Here is a 17,284-nt window from a genome sequence, read left to right as displayed (position 1 = left end):
TTCAGGACGTTCGACCAGGCGCGCAGCTGACCTCATCCCATGCTTGAACAGTAAGATGCCGGGCGATCCGACCGTCGCGCAGCTCGAGGGTCATCGCCGACATCACATGGCACCCGTCAGGGTAGGCGCACTCCTCAACGAATGCGGCGCGGTCCACCCCAATCACCTCTCGACCGACACGATGCGTCATGTTCCTGGAGCAGACATCGCGCCAGAATGCCGTGATTTCTTCTTTGCCCAACAGCGTCATCGGCGCGCTGGGCGGACGGTTGCGATCGACGATGATCATCTCGGCATCATCGGTATAAAACTGGACCAGTGTGTCGGCATCGCTGCATTCGATGGCTCGTTTCAGGTCACTGAAATCGATGGTTTTCGCTGCCGACGTGGTCATGGCACCCCTCCATGGGAAAGTTAAGGTGCGAAAGCGCCAAAATACGCCTCTGGATGCGGCAAGTCCGCAGCGCGGATGGGTATAGAACGGCCGTCCTCGCGTTCACGGAGCCCGCGGATCAGGCCATCGGCGTGGGACCAATGGATGTGGAGGCGCATAAGACGCGCCGGGGTTCCAGCACCACCTGATCATCATGCGTTTATCCCAATTATTCTGAACCAAAATAGGGATGACTAAACCCACTTATGGAAGAACCGACAAGCCCCTTTCCTTCGCATCATGAACCTCTGTGTCGCGATACCCTCCCTGTTAGGCGCGTGGCGACTTGAGAGGTTCCTCCATGGCCACCTGGACCCCCGATCCCAGCTTCTATCCGTCTCCACGTATGGCGATGCAAGCTCCCCCGGAGCGGCTGGCCTATGTGGCGATGTTGAACACGGACACCGCCGCCCGCCCGGATGCCCTCGGTGTCGTCGACGTCGATCCCGGCTCTTCGGGGTACGGCCGGATCATCAGCCGCCTCGACATGCCAAATGTCGGCGATGAGTTGCATCATTTCGGCTGGAACGCCTGCAGTTCCGCTTTGTGCCCTTACGCGCCTCATCCGCACGTCGAGCGCCGCTACCTCATCGTACCGGGGCTGCGGTCCTCGCGCATTCACATCGTGGACACCAAGGCGGACCCAGCCCATCCAAAGATCGTCAAGGTGATCGAGCCGGAACAACTGGCCTCCCGCGCCAACTATTCCCGCCCCCACACGCTGCACTGCGGTCCCGAGGGCATCTATGTCAGCGCGCTCGGCAACGGCGGGGGCAATGGCGGTGGGCCGGGCGGTGTGTTCCTTATCGACCATGAGACGTTCGACGTGCTCGGCCAATGGGAGATCGACCGCGGCCCGCAGTTCCTCTCTTACGACGTCTGGTGGCATCTCGGCCAGGATACGATGATCACCAGCGAATGGGGTACGCCCGACATGATCGAGGACGGCCTCAACCCGGACCTTCTGCTGGGTGCGAAGTATGGTCGACAAGTCCACTTCTGGGACCTGCACCGCCGCCGGCATCGGCAGACCATCGATTTGGGTCCGGAGTATCAGCTGGCACTGGAGTTGCGCCCGGCGCACGATCCGACCAAGGCGCATGGCTTCATGAACGCTGTGGTCAATCTGAAGGATCTCTCCTCGTCGATCTGGCTGTGGCATCGCGACGGCGGCCAGTGGGCGATGCGGAAGGTCATCGACATCCCGGCTGAACCGGCCGATCCGGATCAACTGCCACCCATTCTCAAAGGCTTCAAGGCGGTGCCGCCGCTGGTCACCGACATCGACCTGTCGCTGGACGACCGTTGGCTGTACGTGTCGTGCTGGGGCACCGGAGAGATGCAACGCTACGACGTCTCCGACCCCTTCCGACCCAAACTGACCGGCTCGGTCCGGTTGGGCGGGATCGTCGGGCGCAGCCGACATCCAAGTGCTGAAGGAGACCTGAACGGCGGCCCGCAGATGGTCGAGGTCAGCCGTGACGGCAAACGGGTCTACTTCACCAACTCGCTGTACCGGAGCTGGGATGAGCAGTTCTATCCCGAGGGCATCAAGAGTTGGATGGTCAAGCTCGACGCCTCCCCGGAGGGTGGCCTGAGCATCGACGAGCGGTTCTTCCTGCGGTTCGACGACGGTTTCCGCGGACACCAGATCCGGCTGGAAGGCGGCGACGCGTCCTCGGACTCGTACTGCTATCCATGAGCGATGCGTGGCAGTGGCTGGCGCTGATCGGCCTCGGCGCCTTCCACGGAGTCAACCCGGCCATGGGGTGGCTCTTCGCCGTAGCTCTCGGACTTCAGGAAGGCCGCCGCGGGGCAGTGGTCAAGGCGCTGCCACCCATCGCGCTGGGCCACGCGCTGTCAGTGCTGGTGGTGGTGATCAGCTTTACCATGGTCCAACTGGTCATCCCGCCAGATCTCCTGAAGCCGGCCACGGTGACGGTGCTGATCGGCCTTGGTGGCTATCGGCTGGTGCGTGGCTACCGGCATCGGGTGCGGGTCGGCATGCGCACAGGTTTTGCCGGGCTGGCGCTGTGGTCGTTCCTGATGGCATCGGCGCACGGGGCCGGGCTGATGATCCTGCCCCTGCTGCTGGGCATGCTCGCGCCGGCCCAACTGATGGCGCTGTCGCTGTGTGGACCGGGAGCCGAGATGACGGGCATGATTGCCGCACTCGGGTCGGCGGCCGCCGGACTGGCTGTCGTCCTGGTGCATATGGCGGCCATGCTGGTGGTAATCGCGATCGTGGGGCTGGTGGTCTTCGAGACCGTCGGGCTCGGTATCCTGCGCCGTGGCTGGGTGAATTTCGATCTGGTGTGGGCGGGCGCTTTGATCGGCACCGGGATTGGTCTCCTCCTCCTGAAATGACTGGCTTTGGCGCTACCGACGGTGTGTTGCAGCGAGGTGAGCGGAGCAAGAGATCGCCCCCCGTTGGCGCTCAGGCAACGCGAACGGATTCAGGGCGTCCGAGGTCGAGCATACGGTTGAGGGCCGCGACGCCAACGGCGACCTCGGTGGCCTGCGCCTGATCGGAGTGGAAGCGCGGCGTGTCGCCGAGGACACCTTTCCAGCGCGCCATTTGGGGCCACTACAGGAAAGAAGGCCACCAACCGGGCCGTCGCGCTTTGCGGACTGTCCCGGTCAGGTGCGTTGTGTGCTGCAACCGACCAGCTCCACCCGTCGTAAAAACGAGGAAGAGAACGTACAATGAAATTCCCGCCACCGATGATGCAGAATGCGTCGGTGGCAGTGTGTAGGCTGAACTTTGTCGGTAGCATGCCGATCACTTGGATCGTGTATCGCGCGATAAGGAGAGAAGTGGAGCTGTATCGGTCGATCCACGACGGCCATTTTGCGGAGCGCCACTTGCGGATCTTAGTGGTAAATATCATCAGTGAGTGATTTTGGAGCTGAGGCGGACATTTCTTGCTTTTCTACATTCACATAACTCTTATTTTCGTGTGCAAGACGGATCGTGCCTTCGATCAGGAAATAGCTTTCCAAGCAAGGATTTCCGACCATGCCGAACAAGCCCAAGGAAGTCCTCGACCGTCGAGACTTCATGCTCGCGCCCATAGTCACGGCCGGCATGTCGGCTGCTCTCGCCACAAATGCCAGTATTGTCAATGCGCAGGATAACTCTGCCTCTTCTGCCGTTCCGGCATCACAAGGGACGGTCTATGTCGGTGATGTCATCGACGGGAGGAAAGTCGTCAGCAAGCTCGACGTCAACGACCTGACGCCCGGGCAGAAGCACCTTCTGTATTTCCAAGGTGTCGAGATGCCCACCGGACAGCATTGGTATGTCTCCGTGACGGTCGCCAGGGGAGCAAAGCCGGGCAAGCGCGGTGTCCTGGTCAGCGGCGTGCATGGTGACGAAATGAGTTCCATACACACGGTGCAGACCGTAATGGACCAGCTCGATCCGGCGCAAATGTCGGGCACGGTGATGGCGGTTGCGGACGTGTCCCGCCCGGCCCTGGAAAGCATGCAGCGCAGATGGCCCAATCAGGGCAGAGGCATCGACCTGATTGATATGAACCGGGAATGGCCCGGAAACGAAGACGGCGCCACCGCACCCAGCCGACACGCCGGGCTCCTGTTCAACCGCCTGCTGCGGCCGAACGCTGACTTCGCGATCGACTTTCACACCGGAACAACCGGATTTGAGGTCACCGCATTCAATATTGCCGGCATGGATGTGCCCGAGGTCAAGGCGATGGTGGAACTCTATCCCGTCGGCCAGATCTTCGACAACCATGTCTATCCTGGTGTCCTGCACAACGCGTTCATGGACCTGGGTATCCCGTCCTTCACGCCGGAGATCGGCGCCGCGCGCGTGCTGGACCTCACGATGATCCCCCTGTTCGTGGAGGGCACGATGAATGTCCTCAAGCATCACGGCATCGTTGCCGGACCAATGGGGCGTACAAGCAAGGACGTGGCTGTCTTCATCGGCAACAGTGCGTTCCCGATCCTTGCCACTGCGGGAGGGATCATCCAGCATCTGGTCAAGCTCAACGACAAGGTCGAACCTGGACAGCCGGTGGCCATCCAGCGCAACAGCTTCGGCGAAGTGGTTGCGGAGTATAGAAGCGGTGTGACCGGAGAGGTAACGGGGCAGCGCAGCGATGCAATGTCCGAACCCGGCAACCCTCTGGTATTTATTCTCTTCAACAAGGTGGCGCCGGAGGACGTCGAAACCTATCCCGAATAAGGGGCGCGCCATGGATTTGGCATGATCGCGGACTGCCAGCCTGTGTTTCGGTATGGGGTTCCGACGCCTATCGGTGTCCGAGCGTGTTGATGACAATAGAAGTCATAGGGGCCCAACCGCACGCTGTTTCAAATCTCAGGAAACTTCGCGCGATGGAGGTTGGGTCGGCTCAGGGTAGCGCGCGTCGTTGGGATAGCGGGGGAAGTCCTTGCCGAGCCTCCGCCAGTCCGCCAGCCACCGTTCGGTGACGGTCTGCCCTTCCTCGCGAAGCATCGCGAAGCAGTCCGGGCAGCGGTTGAATTTCGAGGTGTGCTTGAGGCCCCAGGCGGTATCGCGGGTCATCTTGACGGTCCGGACCGCGACGATCTTGTGGTTGTCCAGCGGGGGACGCTCGTTTCCGTGCCGCTCAATCCATTGCGCTCGATCCGTTGGTTGATCGTCATGATGGCGCCCAGCTCCTGGTTGAGCGACAGGTTGCCGGCCAGATTGTTTTCCCGCTCCCGGATGTCCTCGAGGCCAATGTTTGGTGAAGCCGGATAGAACTCCTGGGGGTTGATGCGCACGATCCAGACCTCGTCAGGCTTTTCGTGTGGCATCGGCACACCGGCAGGATCTGGCCCCCGTCGCCGAACATTCTGATCAAAGGATTCGCCACCGGCCTCGCCGTCGGGGCTATCCCGTCAGAAAACGCTCCAGTCCGACGATGGCCGCCTGATCGCGATAGACGGTGGGAAGCGCGGCGGTCTGGCGGGCTTTCCGAATGGTCCGCGCCGCCGGGTCCCGCCCCAGACAAATGGCGTCCTCGATGAAGTCGTCCGGGCTCTTGGCAACGGCATCGGCCATACCGAGGCGGTCCAGCAGGGCGGCGGCAAGCCGTCCGCGCATGAAGCGCCCCCGCGCGGTCACCACCGGAAGCCCCGCCTCCACCGCCTGCAAGGCCGTGTTGAATCCGGAAAACCCGATGCTGTCGAGATAGACGTCCATCACCCGCAGCGTGGCGAGATACGCGTCATGGTCGAGTTGGTCGGCAAAGACGCAATATTCCCGGCTGTCGAGGCCCTGGACGGCGAAAGCCCGTTCCAGCCGGTCTTCCAAGCTGCGGGTGACGGTGGCCTGGCGGTGCCGGAAGAACAGGAACCGGCTGCCGGGCAGGGCGGCGGCGATGGAAGGAAACACATGGTCGTGCTGCGGCAGATACTTGAACAGGCTTTGACTGCACAGGAAGGCGGGCGCCCCGCCGGGCAGGCCAAGCCGGCCGCGCGTGACCGACACGACGGGCCGCCGCGTGGGCTCCACATGGCAACCGAGGTTGGGCAGCCGGACCAGACGCTCGCTGTAGAAGGCGTCTCCATCGGGTGGCTCCAGCAGATCGCCCGACAGGTAATGGTCGAGAGTGGGAAGCCCCGTCGTGTCGGGGTGCCCCCACGCCACGGCCTGCACCGCTGCCAGGCGCAGCGCCGCGAGCCGATGAGTCATGGGCTCCATGCCGACCTCGGGGAACAGCAGCACGTCGGGCTGGTCGGCGACGATGGTCTCCGCCCAGCGCTCCACGACACCGAGTCCGCGCCGGAACACCGCGCAACGCGATGCGGCCAGCGCGGTGCACGCATCCTGCTCCCCCGTGACATGGTATCCCAGAAGGGTGAACCGCTCCGGATCGAGCCGGGTCAGCCAGCCGGCCAGGATCGCCCGCCAGACAGAATGGTCGTGGAAATAGGACGAGACGATCCCGACCCGCAGCCGCGTCCGGGCCGGGCGGGGACGTGTGGAGGCACGGGGCGTTTCCGGGGTGGTGGGGATGCGACTCCCCAGACGCGCCGCCATCAGCCCCGCCACGATGCCGCCGTAGGTCTCCTGCAGAGTCCGGTTGTCCATGCCCTGGTAGGCCAGCAGGAAGGGCAGATGCGAGCCCGCAAGGTCGCAGGCGCTCAGCCGCGCCTCAATCGGCGCGCTGGGGCCGATCAGCCCGTCGAGCGCGGCGAGGTGGCGCGCGTAGGCTTCCCGTCGGGACGCCAGTTCCGCTCCGTCGGCATAGACGTGGCGGAGTTGTCCGACACACAAGGCCATGCGGCAGGCGGCATCCTCCGGTACCACCTCCACCCCCCGGGCCCAAAAGCCGGTGGCCATGGTGTCTTCGCCCCGGCCGGCGTGGAGCACTCCCAGCGCATACAGCAACCCAGGATGGTCCGGGGCGGCGCGCAACCCATGGCTCATCACCCGCAAGCCGTCGGATGGGCAAGGTCCGGAGAACGCGCTGCCGAGCCCGAAATAGGCGTCGCCGTTGTCGGGCTGGCAGGCGATCGCCCGACGGAACGCCGCCGTCGCCGCCTCGGTGCGTCCGAGTTCGGCGAGCGCCGCGCCGAGATTGACCGGCATCGTCGCAGAGCCGGGCGCAAGCCGCGTGGCGCAGCGGAAGGAGGCCACCGCCTGCTCCACGGCACCGCCGGCGCGCAGCAGATTGCCCAGGTTGTTGCAGGCCGCAACATGGGTGGGGTCGAGCACGATGAGACGACGATAGGCCGCCGTTGCTTCCGCCGCCTCTCCCCTTGCCCGCAACATCCGCGCGAGGGAGAAGCACAGGCCGCCATCCTCGGGCGTCAGGCGCAGTCGTTGCCGGAGCACCGATACGGCCTCGTCGGTCGGAGCACCCTCGGCCAGCACCGGCGCCAGACCGGCAAGCGCATCCGGATGGCCAGGGCACAACGTCAGCGCCCGGCGGTGGAGCGCGACCGCCTCGTCCGTTCGGCCCAGCGCCATGGCCAATTTGCCGATGTTGGCGTGGAAGTCGGCAATGCCCGGAGCGCTGGCGATGGCCCGACGGATCTGCGCCATCGCCTCCACCGGGCGGCCCTCCTGCCCGTCGAGCACGCCCAACAGGTGCAATGCATGAGGCTGGTCCGGCTCGACAGCAAGGATTCGGCCGTATAGCTCCCTGGCCTCCGTCAGTCCCCCCTGAAGATGATACTCGACCGCAAGTCCCAGCGCTTCCCGCACCGTCGCCATGGAGAGTTCCCGCCCGCTTGCCTCCGCACCCTCGACCAGGACTTGATTCCGGCTCCAACAACAAGGACCCGAAATTGCGCCGTGTCACGTGTTCTTAAACCATGAGGCTGCGACACCTGTCGAACGGATTCCGGCCAACGCAGCCCTGCCCGACAGACCTCGGCGACGACGGCATCGCCCATGCCCTGGACGCGGTGAGCCAATCAGAAGCGGTGTGATGAGCAGCGCGCCGATGATTGGCGCTGCTGACAATTGGCCGAACAAATGCTTGAAATAGCTGTAATTTTTCTGACGCGCTGCGTTGCACACTCAGCGTATCAGGTATTTGGTATGCCAGTGTAAGGTCTTCTGCACCAGACATGAAGGAGACGGACCATGGCTTACACCACCGCATCGCACATCGATCACGACGGCCGGCTGTCGGGGATCGTCAAGGGCGTTCGTGAGTTCGTCAGCGCCTGGTTCGAGGCATCCGCCGCCTACACCGTTTATCGTGAGCTGTCGGCCTTGAGCCGGGCCGAACTGGCCGCTCGTGGCCTGCGCCGCGAAGACGTCGGCCGGGTCGCCATGGACCTGCCGAAGCTGATGCGCGAGTAACCCGTGTACGGCCCTCTCCGCGTCAAGAGATTGGGTCAGGAGAGCGCCTTTTGCAGCTCCTCCTTGCTCATGCGGGAGCGGCCGGGCAGGTTCTGCTGCTTTGCCTTCTCGTAGAGGGCCGCGCGGGTCCGGTTCCCATCGGCGGGATGCCGGAACGGCGCCGTCTTCCGGGCAACGTCGTCGGGCTGCTTTGAAAACTGCCTGCCCTTCGTCGTGTCGGCGCGCTTCTTGTCGCTGGTGCGCCGGTAGTCCGCTTCGGACAGGTGTTCGCGGGCCTGCCGGGGGAGGTAACGTTCCCCCGTTTCCGCGCTCGGCTTGCCGGAGCGCGTGCCCCACTCCTCGTCGGTCCACCGGCTCAGGCTGTTGCCCGCGCTCTTCGGCCCCGTATAGCCGCCACCGCGCCGTTTGTATTCCTGAACGGCCATTTGAGCCTTGCGGGCGGACCACTGGCCGGGCTCACCGCCTTTGTCGCCCTTCAGGATGCTTGCCTTCACCGTCTCCCACATACGGGGGTCGGTGCGCTCGGCGCGGGATGCCATGTCGCCCTCCTGCCTGTGTCTCACGTCCACAAACAGGGCGATGGGGCAATGGTGCCGCGCCGAGGACCGTTTCCATGGCCGGGGACGCGGCGCGATCAGCCGCGCGCCGCAAGCTCCTCGTGGGTGATGCGCTGGAGCCCGCCCTCGGTGCCGACGACATAGACCTCGTCGGCGTTGCGGATGGTCGCCAGACGGTGGGCGATGACCAGGGTGGTCCGCCCCTCCGCCAGCTCCATCAGCGACTTCTGGATCTCCCGCTCGGTCCGGGTGTCGAGCGCGGAGGTCGCCTCGTCGAGGATCAGGATCGGCGGGTTCTTCAGGAACATGCGGGCGATGGTCAGGCGTTGCTTCTGCCCACCGGATAGCTTCACGCCGCGCTCCCCGATGATGGTGTCGAGCCCCTCCGGCAGCGAGGCGATCAGCCCGTCCAGATGCGCCCGCCGCGCCGCCTCCATGATCTCCGCGTCGCCGGCGCCGAGACGGCCGTAGGCGATGTTCTCGCGGATCGTGCCGCCGAACAGGAACACGTCCTGCTGGACGATGCCGATCTGCCGGCGCAGCGAGGCCAGCGTCATGGCGCGGATGTCGATGCCGTCGATGCTGATGCGCCCCTCCATGACCTCGTAGAAGCGCGGCAGCAGCGAGCAGATCGTCGTCTTGCCGGCGCCCGACGGCCCGACGAAAGCGACGGTGGAACCGGCCTTGATCGACAGATCGACGCCCTTCAGCACCGGGCGCGCCGGGTCGTAGCCGAAGGACACGCCCTCGTAGCGGATGTCGCCCTTCAGCGCCGGGGCCGGGACGGCGCCCGGCGCATCCGCGATGTCCGGCCGGGTGTCGAGGAGCTGGGTGTAGCGGCGGAAGCCGGCGATGCCGCGGGGGTAGGTCTCGATAACCGCGTTGATCTTCTCGATCGGGCGGAAGAAGGTGTTGACCAGCAGCAGGAAGGCGAAGAAGCCGCCCTGGGTCAGCTCGCCCACCAGAACGAAATGGGCGCCGGTCAGCATGACGACGATCAGGATCAGCCGCATGCTCATGTAGCTGAGCGTCGTCGAGGCCGCCATGATCTTGTAGGCGGCGAGCTTGGTGGTGCGGTAGCGGTCGTTGTCCTCGGCGAACAGTTTGCGCTCGTGGTCCTCGTTGGTGAAGGCCTGAACCACCCGCATGCCGCCGACATTCTCCTCGATGCGGACGTTGAAGTCGCCGACGCGGGAATAGAGCGACTGCCAGTTCTTCGTCATCCGCCCGCCGTAGCGGCTGGTCACGAAGGCGATCACCGGAACGATGGCCGCGGTGATCAGCGCCAGCGGCAGATGCACCACCGCCATCAGCGTGAAGGCGCCGACGAAGGTCATCACCGCGATCAGCAGGTCCTCGGGACCGTGGTGCGCCACCTCGCCGATCTCGTCCAGATCGCGGGTGACCCGCCCGACGAGATGGCCCGTCTTGTTGTTGTCGTAGAAGCTGAAGGAGAGCTTCTGCAGATGGTCGAAGCTCTTGCGGCGCATCTCCGTCTCGATGTTCACGCCAAGCATGTGGCCCCAGTAGGTCACGATGGCCATCAGCCCGCCATTCGCCATGTAGATCGCCAGCAGCGCCACCGTGGCGGCGACGATCAGCGGCCAATCCTGGGTCGGCAGGAGCTGGTCCACGAAAGCGCGCACGGCCATCGGGAATCCCAGCTCCAGCAAGCCCGACAGGACGGCGCACACGATGTCGAGGACCAGCAGGCCGGTGAAGGGACGGTAGTAGGAGAGGAAACGGCGAAGCATGGCTCTTCTCATTGCGGAACGGCGGAAAGGGTCAGGGGAAGGCGATGGTGCGGGCGTCGGACCGGCCGAGCAGTCGGACCAGATAGGGACCGGCGAGCACCGCGGCGAACAGGCGGACCAGAGCGAACAGGCGCTCGTCGGCGAAGTTCAGCCGTGGCCGGTTCATGCCCCGGATGTCCAGCCCATCGACGTAACGGTCCCCCAGGACGGACATGTCAAATGGAGGTCGAGATGGGTGAGCCGGCGGACGTTCACCGTGCGCGACCACGCCCGCAAGTCGGTGGGGACATAGCTCAGCGGTTGCGCCGGCCGACCTCGCCACGGCCGGGCGACGCCATGACGTGCAGCCCGCCCTCCCCCGCCTGATCGAAGACCGCCAGCCGCCGCGGGGCCTCGAATCCTCCCCCGAGCCGCCAAACCTATAGGACAAAATGGAATTGCGAACAAGTCGCATTCTTATTTGATGTCCTGCTCCGCGGGCGAGGAGCGGTGGAGTGTGGACGGATGGCGATGGGCGATGGGTGGCTTGTTTGGCAGAATGCACCGGGGTGGTGGGTCAGGGTGACGATGCGCACGTCCTTCGGCACCGGGCTGCTTCGGAGAAGCATGCCCGGCGGGGAGAGAAGGGCTGAGCTCACTCGGGCAACCCAGCCAGCCTTAGCCCCTCCGCAAACCGCGTGAGATCCTCGGGACGGTGGATCGGCAGCCACTCCCTGAGAGTGGAGACGCGCAAGGACGGGTCGAGCGCGCGCATTTGCTGCATCGTCCGCCGCGCGTCCTCCGTCCGCCCAGCCAGCGCGTGGCTCGCCGCCGTCAGGGCGATGGCGACCAAAAGGCTGGGCAGGTTCCCCAACGCCTTGTCCGCCCAGGCCACGGCGCAATCGTAGCGCCCGGCGAAGAAATGCGCGAGCGCCGTCCCCGCCTGCATCCGGAACATCTCCGGGTCCAGCGGGCTCAGGCGGGCGGCATGGGCGAAATGCTCACTCGCGCTTTCCGTTTCACCGCGGAAAGCGCGCAGGTAACCACCGAGGAACCAAGCGGGGGCGAAATTGGGGTTGAGCAGCACGGCCCGGTCGATGAGCGCGATGCCGCCATCGAGATCGCCGGCGAAGTGGCCAAGCGCGTGCCCGGCTCTCGTCAGCGCGACCGCGTCATCGCGGCCGAACTCCACCGCCAGCCGCGCCAGCCGCACCCCTTCGGCGATCTCCAGGGGGCGGTCGGTCATCCAACCGTTCACCTTGCGCCAGAGATGGCACCAGGCCGCCCCGCCATAGGCCGATGCGAATTCCGGGTCGAGGCCCGTCGCCTTGTGGAACAGGGGCAGCGCCGCGTCGATCGCCTCGCGGGTTCCGCTGTGCAGCTTCGCCATGCCGCGGAGATAGTAATCGTAGGCGTCCAGGCTTTCCGTCGGCTTGCGCTTGGCGCGCTCGATCTCCGCCCGCTCGAGCTGCGGTGCGATCGCGCCGACGACGCTTTCGGCGATCCGGTCCTGCAGTTCGAAAAGGTCATCGAGCATGCCTTCGAAGCGCTCCGCCCAGAGATGCATCCCGCTCGTCGCGTCGATGAGCTGCCCGGTGATGCGCACCCTGTTCCCGGCCTTGCGGACGCTGCCCTCGAGCACGTAACGGACGCCCAGCTCGCGGCCGACGTCCGTCACATCCACCGCCCGGCCCTTGTAGGCAAAGCTCGAGTTGCGCGCGATGACGAACAGCCAGCGGATGCGCGACAGGGCGGCGATGATGTCCTCCACCACGCCGTCGGCGAAATAGTCCTGCTCCGGGTCGCCGCTCAGGTTCTGGAACGGCAGCACGGTGATCGAGGGCTTGCCCGGCAGGACCGGTGCGGACGGCGTCTCCCGGCCTTCGCTGGAGGCGCGGCTGGCGATGCCTGACCCGCCGGGCTGCGGCGTCTCCCCGATCGCGCCGACTTCGGCCGCCCCGACTTCGGCCGCCCCGCCTTCGATCGCCCCGACGAAGCGAAATCCCTTGCGGGGGACCGTGCGGACCAGGCGCTGCTCCCCGCCGCTGTCGCCGATGGCCTTGCGAACCGCGTTGATGTGGCTGGTGATGGTCGATTCGGAGACGATCCGTCCGTTCCACACCGCCTCCAGCAGATCGTCCTTGCTGACGACGCGGTCGTGGTTGCGGACGAGATGCAGCAGCAGGTCGAAGACCTGCGGGCCGACGCCCACGACCTGCCCGCGCAGGGTCAGTTCCCGGCGCTCCTGATCGAGCACACACTCTCCGAAACGGAACGGCAAGGCCCGCACCTCCCTGGACCGAGCGTCCTCGCCACCCTGTCCGGGGCGACGGGCGAACGATGTGCGCCCTTGATAGCACGGCGGCGCGTCGCCGGCTGCACCGTTCGCGTCGAGGCACGTGGCACCGTATGGCCTCCTTGGACGGAAATCCAAGCGTCCTTGGAGGGCAATTCAAGCCCGCCGCAAGGACTTCCCCGGCGTGCGCAGGCATTCTCCCTTCCATCGACGGCGCTGGTTTCCGTCGAGAAGCGGAGAGCCCCCATGAAGATCGTCGTCATCGGAGGCACCGGCCTCATCGGATCGAAGCTGGTGCAGACCCTCCGCGAGCGCGGCCACGACGCGCTCGCAGCCTCGCCAAAGACGGGCGTAAACACCATCACCCGCGAGGGCTTGGCCCAGGCGATGGACGGAGCCGCTGTCGTCGTCGACGTGACGAACGCGCCGGTCTGGGAGGACAAGGCCGTCCTCGACTTCTTCGAGACCTCGGGCCGCAACCTGCTCGCCGCCGAAGCGGCCGCCGGTGTCCGCCACCACGTCGCCCTCTCGATCGTCGGCAGTGAACGGCTTCCCGACAACGGGTACTTCCGGGCGAAGGTCGCCCAGGAACGCCTCATCAAGGCGTCGGGCATTCCCCACACCATCCTGCGCGCCACGCAGTTCTTCGAATTCGTCGGCGGGATCGCGCAGTCGGCCACGGTCGACGGGGAAATCCGCCTGTCGCCGGCGCTGATCCAGCCGATCGCTTCCGACGACGTGGTGGCGGCCCTCGCCGAGGTCGCGCTCGCGTCGCCGGTCAACGGCACGCTCGAAGTCGCCGGTCCGGAGGCGATCCCACTCGACGAGCTGGTCCGGCGCTTCCTGCAGGCGACGAAGGACACGCGCAAGGTCGTGCCGGACATCCACGCGCGCTACTTCGGCGACGTTCTCAACGATCAATCGCTGACCCCCGGCCGGAACCCCCGCCTCGGCGCCATCCGGTTCGAGGACTGGCTCGTCCTACAGGCCGCGCGCTGAAGGACTTCGAAGACACCCGGCGGCGGCCATGGGCCGGCGCAGCGGGAACCGCAATCAATTGATGATAGGAAAGGCAAAGAACATGGCACGCTTGGCTTGGTACGAGGTTGCGCCCGACGGCGCGAAGGCTCTGTTCGGCGTCCATCATTACGTCACGAAGCGCACCAACCTGCCCGAGGAACTCATCCACCTCGTGTTCCTCAGGGTCTCGCAGATCAACGGCTGCGCTCACTGCATCGATCTGCACAGCCGCGACCTCCGGAAGACCATGTCGATCGACAAGGTCACGCTGGTGCCGGTGTGGGAGGAGGTCCCGCACCTGTTCTCCGACACGGAGCGCGCGGCCCTGGCCTGGGCCGAGGAGGTGACGCATGTCAGCGAAACCCACGCGTCCGACGCCGCCTATGCGGCGGCATCAGCGGCGTTCGAGCCGAAGGATCTGGTCGATCTCACCATCGCCATCGCTGCGATGAACGCCTTCAACCGGCTGGGTGCCCCCTTCCGTCTTCCGGTGGCCGCCAAGGCCTGAGCCGATGCGGATGGGAGCGGTGGCGTGGCGATCAGCGGCGACGCTGGGACACCCCCAACAGGGAACGAGGGAATGGACACGCTCGAGGACAGGGGGGCCGTCGTCGCCGGCACAAACGCCACCGGCGAACGCTCCGCGGTCGGCGCCGCCGCGGCGCCCCCCAACAGAAGAAGGACGGTCGGCGTGCTGCTGTGCCTCGGCGCCGTCTTGGTCGCGGCGGGCGGGTGGAACTGGGCCCGTTCAAACGGCGGGACGGCGACCGACAACGCCTATGTCCGCGGCGACGTGACCTCGCTCGCCCCGAAGGTCGCCGGCTACGTCACGGCCGTCGAGGTTGAGGACAACCAGACCGTCGGAGCCGGCGACGTCCTGTTCCGGATCGACGATCGCGACTACCGCGCCCGGCTGGCCCAAGCGGTGGCCAATGTCGAGGCGGCCCAGGCCCGGCTTACGAACGTCGATGCGGAGACCCGGCTTCAGCATGTCCTGATCCGGCAGGCCGAAGCCCAGAGACGGTCGGCCGTGGCTGAGATGACTCTCGCGGCCAAGGCCTACGACCGCCGCCGTGAACTGATCCGCGGCAACGCCGTCAGCCAAGCCCACCTCGATGAAAGCGACGCGGCGCGTTTGAAAGCGGAGGCGGGCGTGTCGGCCGCCTCGGCGATGGTCGAGGCCCAGCAGCAACGCATCGCCGTCCTTGCCGCGCAACGCGACGCGGCCTTTGCCGCCGTGGCCCAGGCCCAGGCCGCGCGCGACCTCGCCCAGATCGATCTCGAGAGCACCGTGGTGCGCGCGCCGGTCGGCGGCGCCGTCGGCAACCGCCAGGTCCGCGTCGGCCGCCTCGTCGCGCCGGGCGCCTCCCTGCTCGACATCGTTCCGGTCGACGATATGTGGGTGGTGGCGAACTACAAGGAAACCCAGCTCGAACACATCCGGCCCGGCCAACGCGCCCGCGTCTCCGTCGACGGTTATCCGGACGGGACGCTCGACGGCGTGGTCGACAGCCTTGCACCCGGCAGCGGGTCCGCCTTCAGTCTGCTGCCCGCGGACAACGCGACGGGGAACTTCGTTCGCGTCGTTCAGCGCGTGCCGGTGAAGATCCGGCTTGTCGGCAACCCGTTGCCCGGCCGCCTCGTGCCCGGCCTGTCGGCGCGTGTCGAGATCACCGAGGGAGGCGACCAATGACCACCGCCCCCACGGCCACGCCGGGCCACGAAGGGGCCGCGGCCGAAGTTTTCCTCGTCGCCGGCATCCTGCTCGCCACATTGACGGAGGCGGTCGCCGGCACCGTGCTGTCGCTCGGGCGTGGCAACATCATGGGCGCCACGCACGCGACCCCCGATGAGTTCGCCTGGCTGGACATCGGGTACACCACGCTCAAGCTCATCGGCTTCATGGCAGCCCCCTGGCTGATGACCCGCATCCCTCCGCGCGGCGTGGTCGTCGGCTCGACCTTGGCCATGGGCATGGCGTGCGGCATGGCCGCCGTGACCGATCGGCTGGACCTGCTGGTCGCCCTTCGCACCGTCCAGGGCTTCGCCGGCGGCATCCTGCTTGTCGGGGGGCAGACTATGCTGTTCCTCGCCTGTCCGCGATCCCGCCAGCCTGCCCTGCAAGCCCTGTTCGCCATGGGGGCTGTCGTCGCTCCCGCAGCCATCACCCCGGCCTTTCAGGGGGCGCTGCTCGACAGCCAATCCTGGACCTGGATCTTCTTCAGCGTCGTTCCGCTGGCCCTGGCGGCCGCGGGGCTTCTGCTGATCGCCGACAAACCGATGCCCGCCGCGACCGCGTCCCGTCCTTTCGACGGGCTCGGCTTCGCCCTGATCGCCGTCACGCTCTTCTGCGTCACCTGCGTCCTCAGCCAGGGCAGCCGGTGGGATTGGTTCGAGGAGCCCCGCATCCTGTGGCTGACCGTGACCGGCGCAGCCGCTCTGCTGGTCTTTCTCGGCCAACAGGCGTTGATGAAAGGCCAGGGCCTGCTCGACGTCTCCCCGTTCGAATCGGACGCCTTTTCCTTCGCCTTCATCGTCAGCTTCGTCGCCGGCGCCGCCCTGTTCGGAAGCGCATTCCTGATTCCGTCGTTCGCCCTGTCCGTCCTCGCCTTCACCCCCACCGAGGCCGGCCTGCTGCTGTTGCCGAGCGGCGCGCTTTTCACCGGCTCGCTCCTGATGGCCGCCTTTCTGATTCAGGTGCGCCGCGTCCCTCCGTTCGCCACGGTGCCCTTCGGCATCCTGACCATCACGGGCGCCATGTGGATGCTGTCCGGCTCGACCGCCCAGAGCGGTGCTGACGATATGATGGCGGCGATCCTGCTGCGCGGCCTAGGCCTCGGCTTGCTGTTCCTGTCGATCACACTGATCGCTTTCGGCACCCTCGACCGCCGGAGTCTGGCGGCTGGAATCGGTCTCTTCAACACCGGTCGCCAGCTTGGCGGCCTGATGGGAGTCGCGGCGCTCCAGACCCTGATCGACCATGACATCCCCGCCAACGCCGCGGTCCTCGGCGCCAACGTCACCGCGGGAGGCCCCATCCTCATCGAGCGGCTGATGACCACCGCAGCCACGCTGACGGCGAAGGGGCTGGAGACGGCGACCGCGAGCCGGGTCGCAACGAGCCTTCTGGGCCGGACCGTGACGGGTCAGTCCACGGTGATCGCCTTCGACACGGCGTTCACCGCCGTCGCCCTGCTCTTCGTCATCGCCGCTCCCGTGCTGGTCGGCATCAAGATCGGCCTCTCTCGCCGCAAGATGGCGCGCGCTGCGCGTTTCCGTGGCGGTGGCGGTGGCGGTGACCACTGAAATCCGATGCGATGGGCCGGGCGGGATGCGCGGCTGTGAACACAGCGCGCAGGAAGGAAAAGCGTCGTACGCCGCGCTGAGGCAACCATCGACCATCCTGGAAAGGCTCGACGCCGGCCACAT

General features: G+C 66.1%; 17 protein-coding genes. 8 read left to right on the top strand and 9 right to left on the bottom strand.

Translation table 11 applies throughout. The features are described from left to right. Position 1: 1 nt before the first annotated feature. Positions 2 to 394: a nuclear transport factor 2 family protein gene (locus tag DS837_RS18860; protein ID WP_149166169.1), complete on the bottom strand. Its 393-nt coding sequence runs from the start codon at positions 392 to 394 to the stop codon at positions 2 to 4. 340 nt (positions 395 to 734) lie between these two features. Between DS837_RS18860 and DS837_RS18855 the strand changes: the two genes are divergently transcribed. Continuing rightward, entirely contained in the window at positions 735 to 2,135 is a 1,401-nt protein-coding gene (locus DS837_RS18855; protein ID WP_149166168.1) for a selenium-binding protein SBP56-related protein, read from the top strand. Next, the gene (locus DS837_RS18850; RefSeq protein ID WP_149166167.1) at positions 2,132 to 2,800 is read left to right on the top strand and encodes a hypothetical protein; all 669 of its coding nucleotides are present in this window, start codon (positions 2,132 to 2,134) and stop codon (positions 2,798 to 2,800) included. Before DS837_RS18855 ends, DS837_RS18850 begins: the two co-directional genes overlap by 4 nt. 70 nt (positions 2,801 to 2,870) lie before the next feature. Here DS837_RS18850 and DS837_RS32115 read toward each other — a convergent pair whose 3' ends face one another. Next, entirely contained in the window at positions 2,871 to 3,011 is a 141-nt protein-coding gene (locus DS837_RS32115) for a hypothetical protein (protein WP_170295902.1), read from the bottom strand. Between the two features lie 441 nt (positions 3,012 to 3,452). Here DS837_RS32115 and DS837_RS18845 point away from each other — a divergent pair, with 441 nt between their 5' ends. Further along, the gene (locus DS837_RS18845; protein WP_149166166.1) at positions 3,453 to 4,649 is read left to right on the top strand and encodes a M14 family metallopeptidase; all 1,197 of its coding nucleotides are present in this window, start codon (positions 3,453 to 3,455) and stop codon (positions 4,647 to 4,649) included. A 135-nt stretch (positions 4,650 to 4,784) separates the two neighbouring features. Here the strand turns inward: DS837_RS18845 and DS837_RS32400 are convergent, their stop codons facing one another. The 3 genes from DS837_RS32400 to DS837_RS18835 form a co-directional block, all read right to left on the bottom strand. Further along, on the bottom strand, positions 4,785 to 4,991 hold the full coding sequence (locus DS837_RS32400) for a hypothetical protein (protein ID WP_211102319.1): 207 nt from the start codon (positions 4,989 to 4,991) through the stop codon (positions 4,785 to 4,787). Continuing rightward, positions 4,988 to 5,245: a hypothetical protein gene (locus tag DS837_RS32395; protein WP_211102317.1), complete on the bottom strand. Its 258-nt coding sequence runs from the start codon at positions 5,243 to 5,245 to the stop codon at positions 4,988 to 4,990. Before DS837_RS32395 ends, DS837_RS32400 begins: the two co-directional genes overlap by 4 nt. Positions 5,246 to 5,321: 76 nt before the next feature. Continuing rightward, positions 5,322 to 7,652 (bottom strand): tetratricopeptide repeat protein, encoded by a 2,331-nt coding sequence (locus tag DS837_RS18835; RefSeq protein ID WP_149166165.1) that lies wholly within the window; start codon positions 7,650 to 7,652, stop codon positions 5,322 to 5,324. A 375-nt stretch (positions 7,653 to 8,027) separates the two neighbouring features. Here DS837_RS18835 and DS837_RS18830 point away from each other — a divergent pair, with 375 nt between their 5' ends. Beyond that, entirely contained in the window at positions 8,028 to 8,249 is a 222-nt protein-coding gene (locus tag DS837_RS18830) for a hypothetical protein (protein ID WP_149166164.1), read from the top strand. A gap of 35 nt (positions 8,250 to 8,284) precedes the next feature. Here DS837_RS18830 and DS837_RS18825 read toward each other — a convergent pair whose 3' ends face one another. From DS837_RS18825 to DS837_RS18810, 4 genes are all read right to left on the bottom strand, one after another. Next, complete coding sequence (locus tag DS837_RS18825; protein WP_149166163.1) at positions 8,285 to 8,788, bottom strand: DUF5872 domain-containing protein; 504 nt, start codon at positions 8,786 to 8,788, stop codon at positions 8,285 to 8,287. Between the two features lie 95 nt (positions 8,789 to 8,883). Further along, on the bottom strand, positions 8,884 to 10,560 hold the full coding sequence (locus DS837_RS18820) for an ABC transporter ATP-binding protein (RefSeq protein WP_149166162.1): 1,677 nt from the start codon (positions 10,558 to 10,560) through the stop codon (positions 8,884 to 8,886). A gap of 31 nt (positions 10,561 to 10,591) precedes the next feature. Continuing rightward, positions 10,592 to 10,774 carry a hypothetical protein gene (locus DS837_RS32390; RefSeq protein WP_211102315.1) on the bottom strand — a complete coding sequence of 61 codons (183 nt, stop codon included), beginning with the start codon at positions 10,772 to 10,774 and terminating at the stop codon, positions 10,592 to 10,594. 420 nt (positions 10,775 to 11,194) lie between these two features. Then, entirely contained in the window at positions 11,195 to 12,829 is a 1,635-nt protein-coding gene (locus tag DS837_RS18810; RefSeq protein ID WP_247890019.1) for a winged helix-turn-helix domain-containing tetratricopeptide repeat protein, read from the bottom strand. A gap of 252 nt (positions 12,830 to 13,081) precedes the next feature. Between DS837_RS18810 and DS837_RS18805 the strand changes: the two genes are divergently transcribed. The 4 genes from DS837_RS18805 (at position 13,082) to DS837_RS18790 (ending at position 17,161) form a co-directional block, all read left to right on the top strand. After that, entirely contained in the window at positions 13,082 to 13,834 is a 753-nt protein-coding gene (locus tag DS837_RS18805; RefSeq protein WP_149166160.1) for an SDR family oxidoreductase, read from the top strand. Between the two features lie 82 nt (positions 13,835 to 13,916). After that, on the top strand, positions 13,917 to 14,363 hold the full coding sequence (locus DS837_RS18800; RefSeq protein WP_149166159.1) for a carboxymuconolactone decarboxylase family protein: 447 nt from the start codon (positions 13,917 to 13,919) through the stop codon (positions 14,361 to 14,363). Positions 14,364 to 14,435: 72 nt separating this feature from the next. Then, complete coding sequence (locus DS837_RS18795; protein WP_149166158.1) at positions 14,436 to 15,548, top strand: HlyD family secretion protein; 1,113 nt, start codon at positions 14,436 to 14,438, stop codon at positions 15,546 to 15,548. After that, positions 15,545 to 17,161: an MFS transporter gene (locus tag DS837_RS18790; RefSeq protein ID WP_149166157.1), complete on the top strand. Its 1,617-nt coding sequence runs from the start codon at positions 15,545 to 15,547 to the stop codon at positions 17,159 to 17,161. The genes DS837_RS18795 and DS837_RS18790 overlap by 4 nt, the downstream gene beginning before the upstream one ends. Positions 17,162 to 17,284: the final 123 nt, after the last annotated feature.

The organism is Azospirillum brasilense, assembly GCF_008365405.1.
GTDB lineage: Bacteria > Pseudomonadota > Alphaproteobacteria > Azospirillales > Azospirillaceae > Azospirillum > Azospirillum brasilense_D.
The sequence above is the reverse complement of the archived record's forward strand: the minus strand, read 5'-3'. Positions and strand labels throughout refer to the sequence as shown.

Coding starts and splice junctions, on each gene's coding strand:
- DS837_RS18860 (WP_149166169.1), bottom strand. CDS start 394: ATGACCACGTCGGCAGCGAAAACCATCGATTTCAGTGACCTGAAACGA.
- DS837_RS18855 (WP_149166168.1), top strand. CDS start 735: ATGGCCACCTGGACCCCCGATCCCAGCTTCTATCCGTCTCCACGTATG.
- DS837_RS18850 (WP_149166167.1), top strand. CDS start 2,132: ATGAGCGATGCGTGGCAGTGGCTGGCGCTGATCGGCCTCGGCGCCTTC.
- DS837_RS32115 (WP_170295902.1), bottom strand. CDS start 3,011: ATGGCGCGCTGGAAAGGTGTCCTCGGCGACACGCCGCGCTTCCACTCC.
- DS837_RS18845 (WP_149166166.1), top strand. CDS start 3,453: ATGCCGAACAAGCCCAAGGAAGTCCTCGACCGTCGAGACTTCATGCTC.
- DS837_RS32400 (WP_211102319.1), bottom strand. CDS start 4,991: ATGACCCGCGATACCGCCTGGGGCCTCAAGCACACCTCGAAATTCAAC.
- DS837_RS32395 (WP_211102317.1), bottom strand. CDS start 5,245: ATGCCACACGAAAAGCCTGACGAGGTCTGGATCGTGCGCATCAACCCC.
- DS837_RS18835 (WP_149166165.1), bottom strand. CDS start 7,652: ATGGCGACGGTGCGGGAAGCGCTGGGACTTGCGGTCGAGTATCATCTT.
- DS837_RS18830 (WP_149166164.1), top strand. CDS start 8,028: ATGGCTTACACCACCGCATCGCACATCGATCACGACGGCCGGCTGTCG.
- DS837_RS18825 (WP_149166163.1), bottom strand. CDS start 8,788: ATGGCATCCCGCGCCGAGCGCACCGACCCCCGTATGTGGGAGACGGTG.
- DS837_RS18820 (WP_149166162.1), bottom strand. CDS start 10,560: ATGCTTCGCCGTTTCCTCTCCTACTACCGTCCCTTCACCGGCCTGCTG.
- DS837_RS32390 (WP_211102315.1), bottom strand. CDS start 10,774: ATGTCCGTCCTGGGGGACCGTTACGTCGATGGGCTGGACATCCGGGGC.
- DS837_RS18805 (WP_149166160.1), top strand. CDS start 13,082: ATGAAGATCGTCGTCATCGGAGGCACCGGCCTCATCGGATCGAAGCTG.
- DS837_RS18800 (WP_149166159.1), top strand. CDS start 13,917: ATGGCACGCTTGGCTTGGTACGAGGTTGCGCCCGACGGCGCGAAGGCT.
- DS837_RS18795 (WP_149166158.1), top strand. CDS start 14,436: ATGGACACGCTCGAGGACAGGGGGGCCGTCGTCGCCGGCACAAACGCC.
- DS837_RS18790 (WP_149166157.1), top strand. CDS start 15,545: ATGACCACCGCCCCCACGGCCACGCCGGGCCACGAAGGGGCCGCGGCC.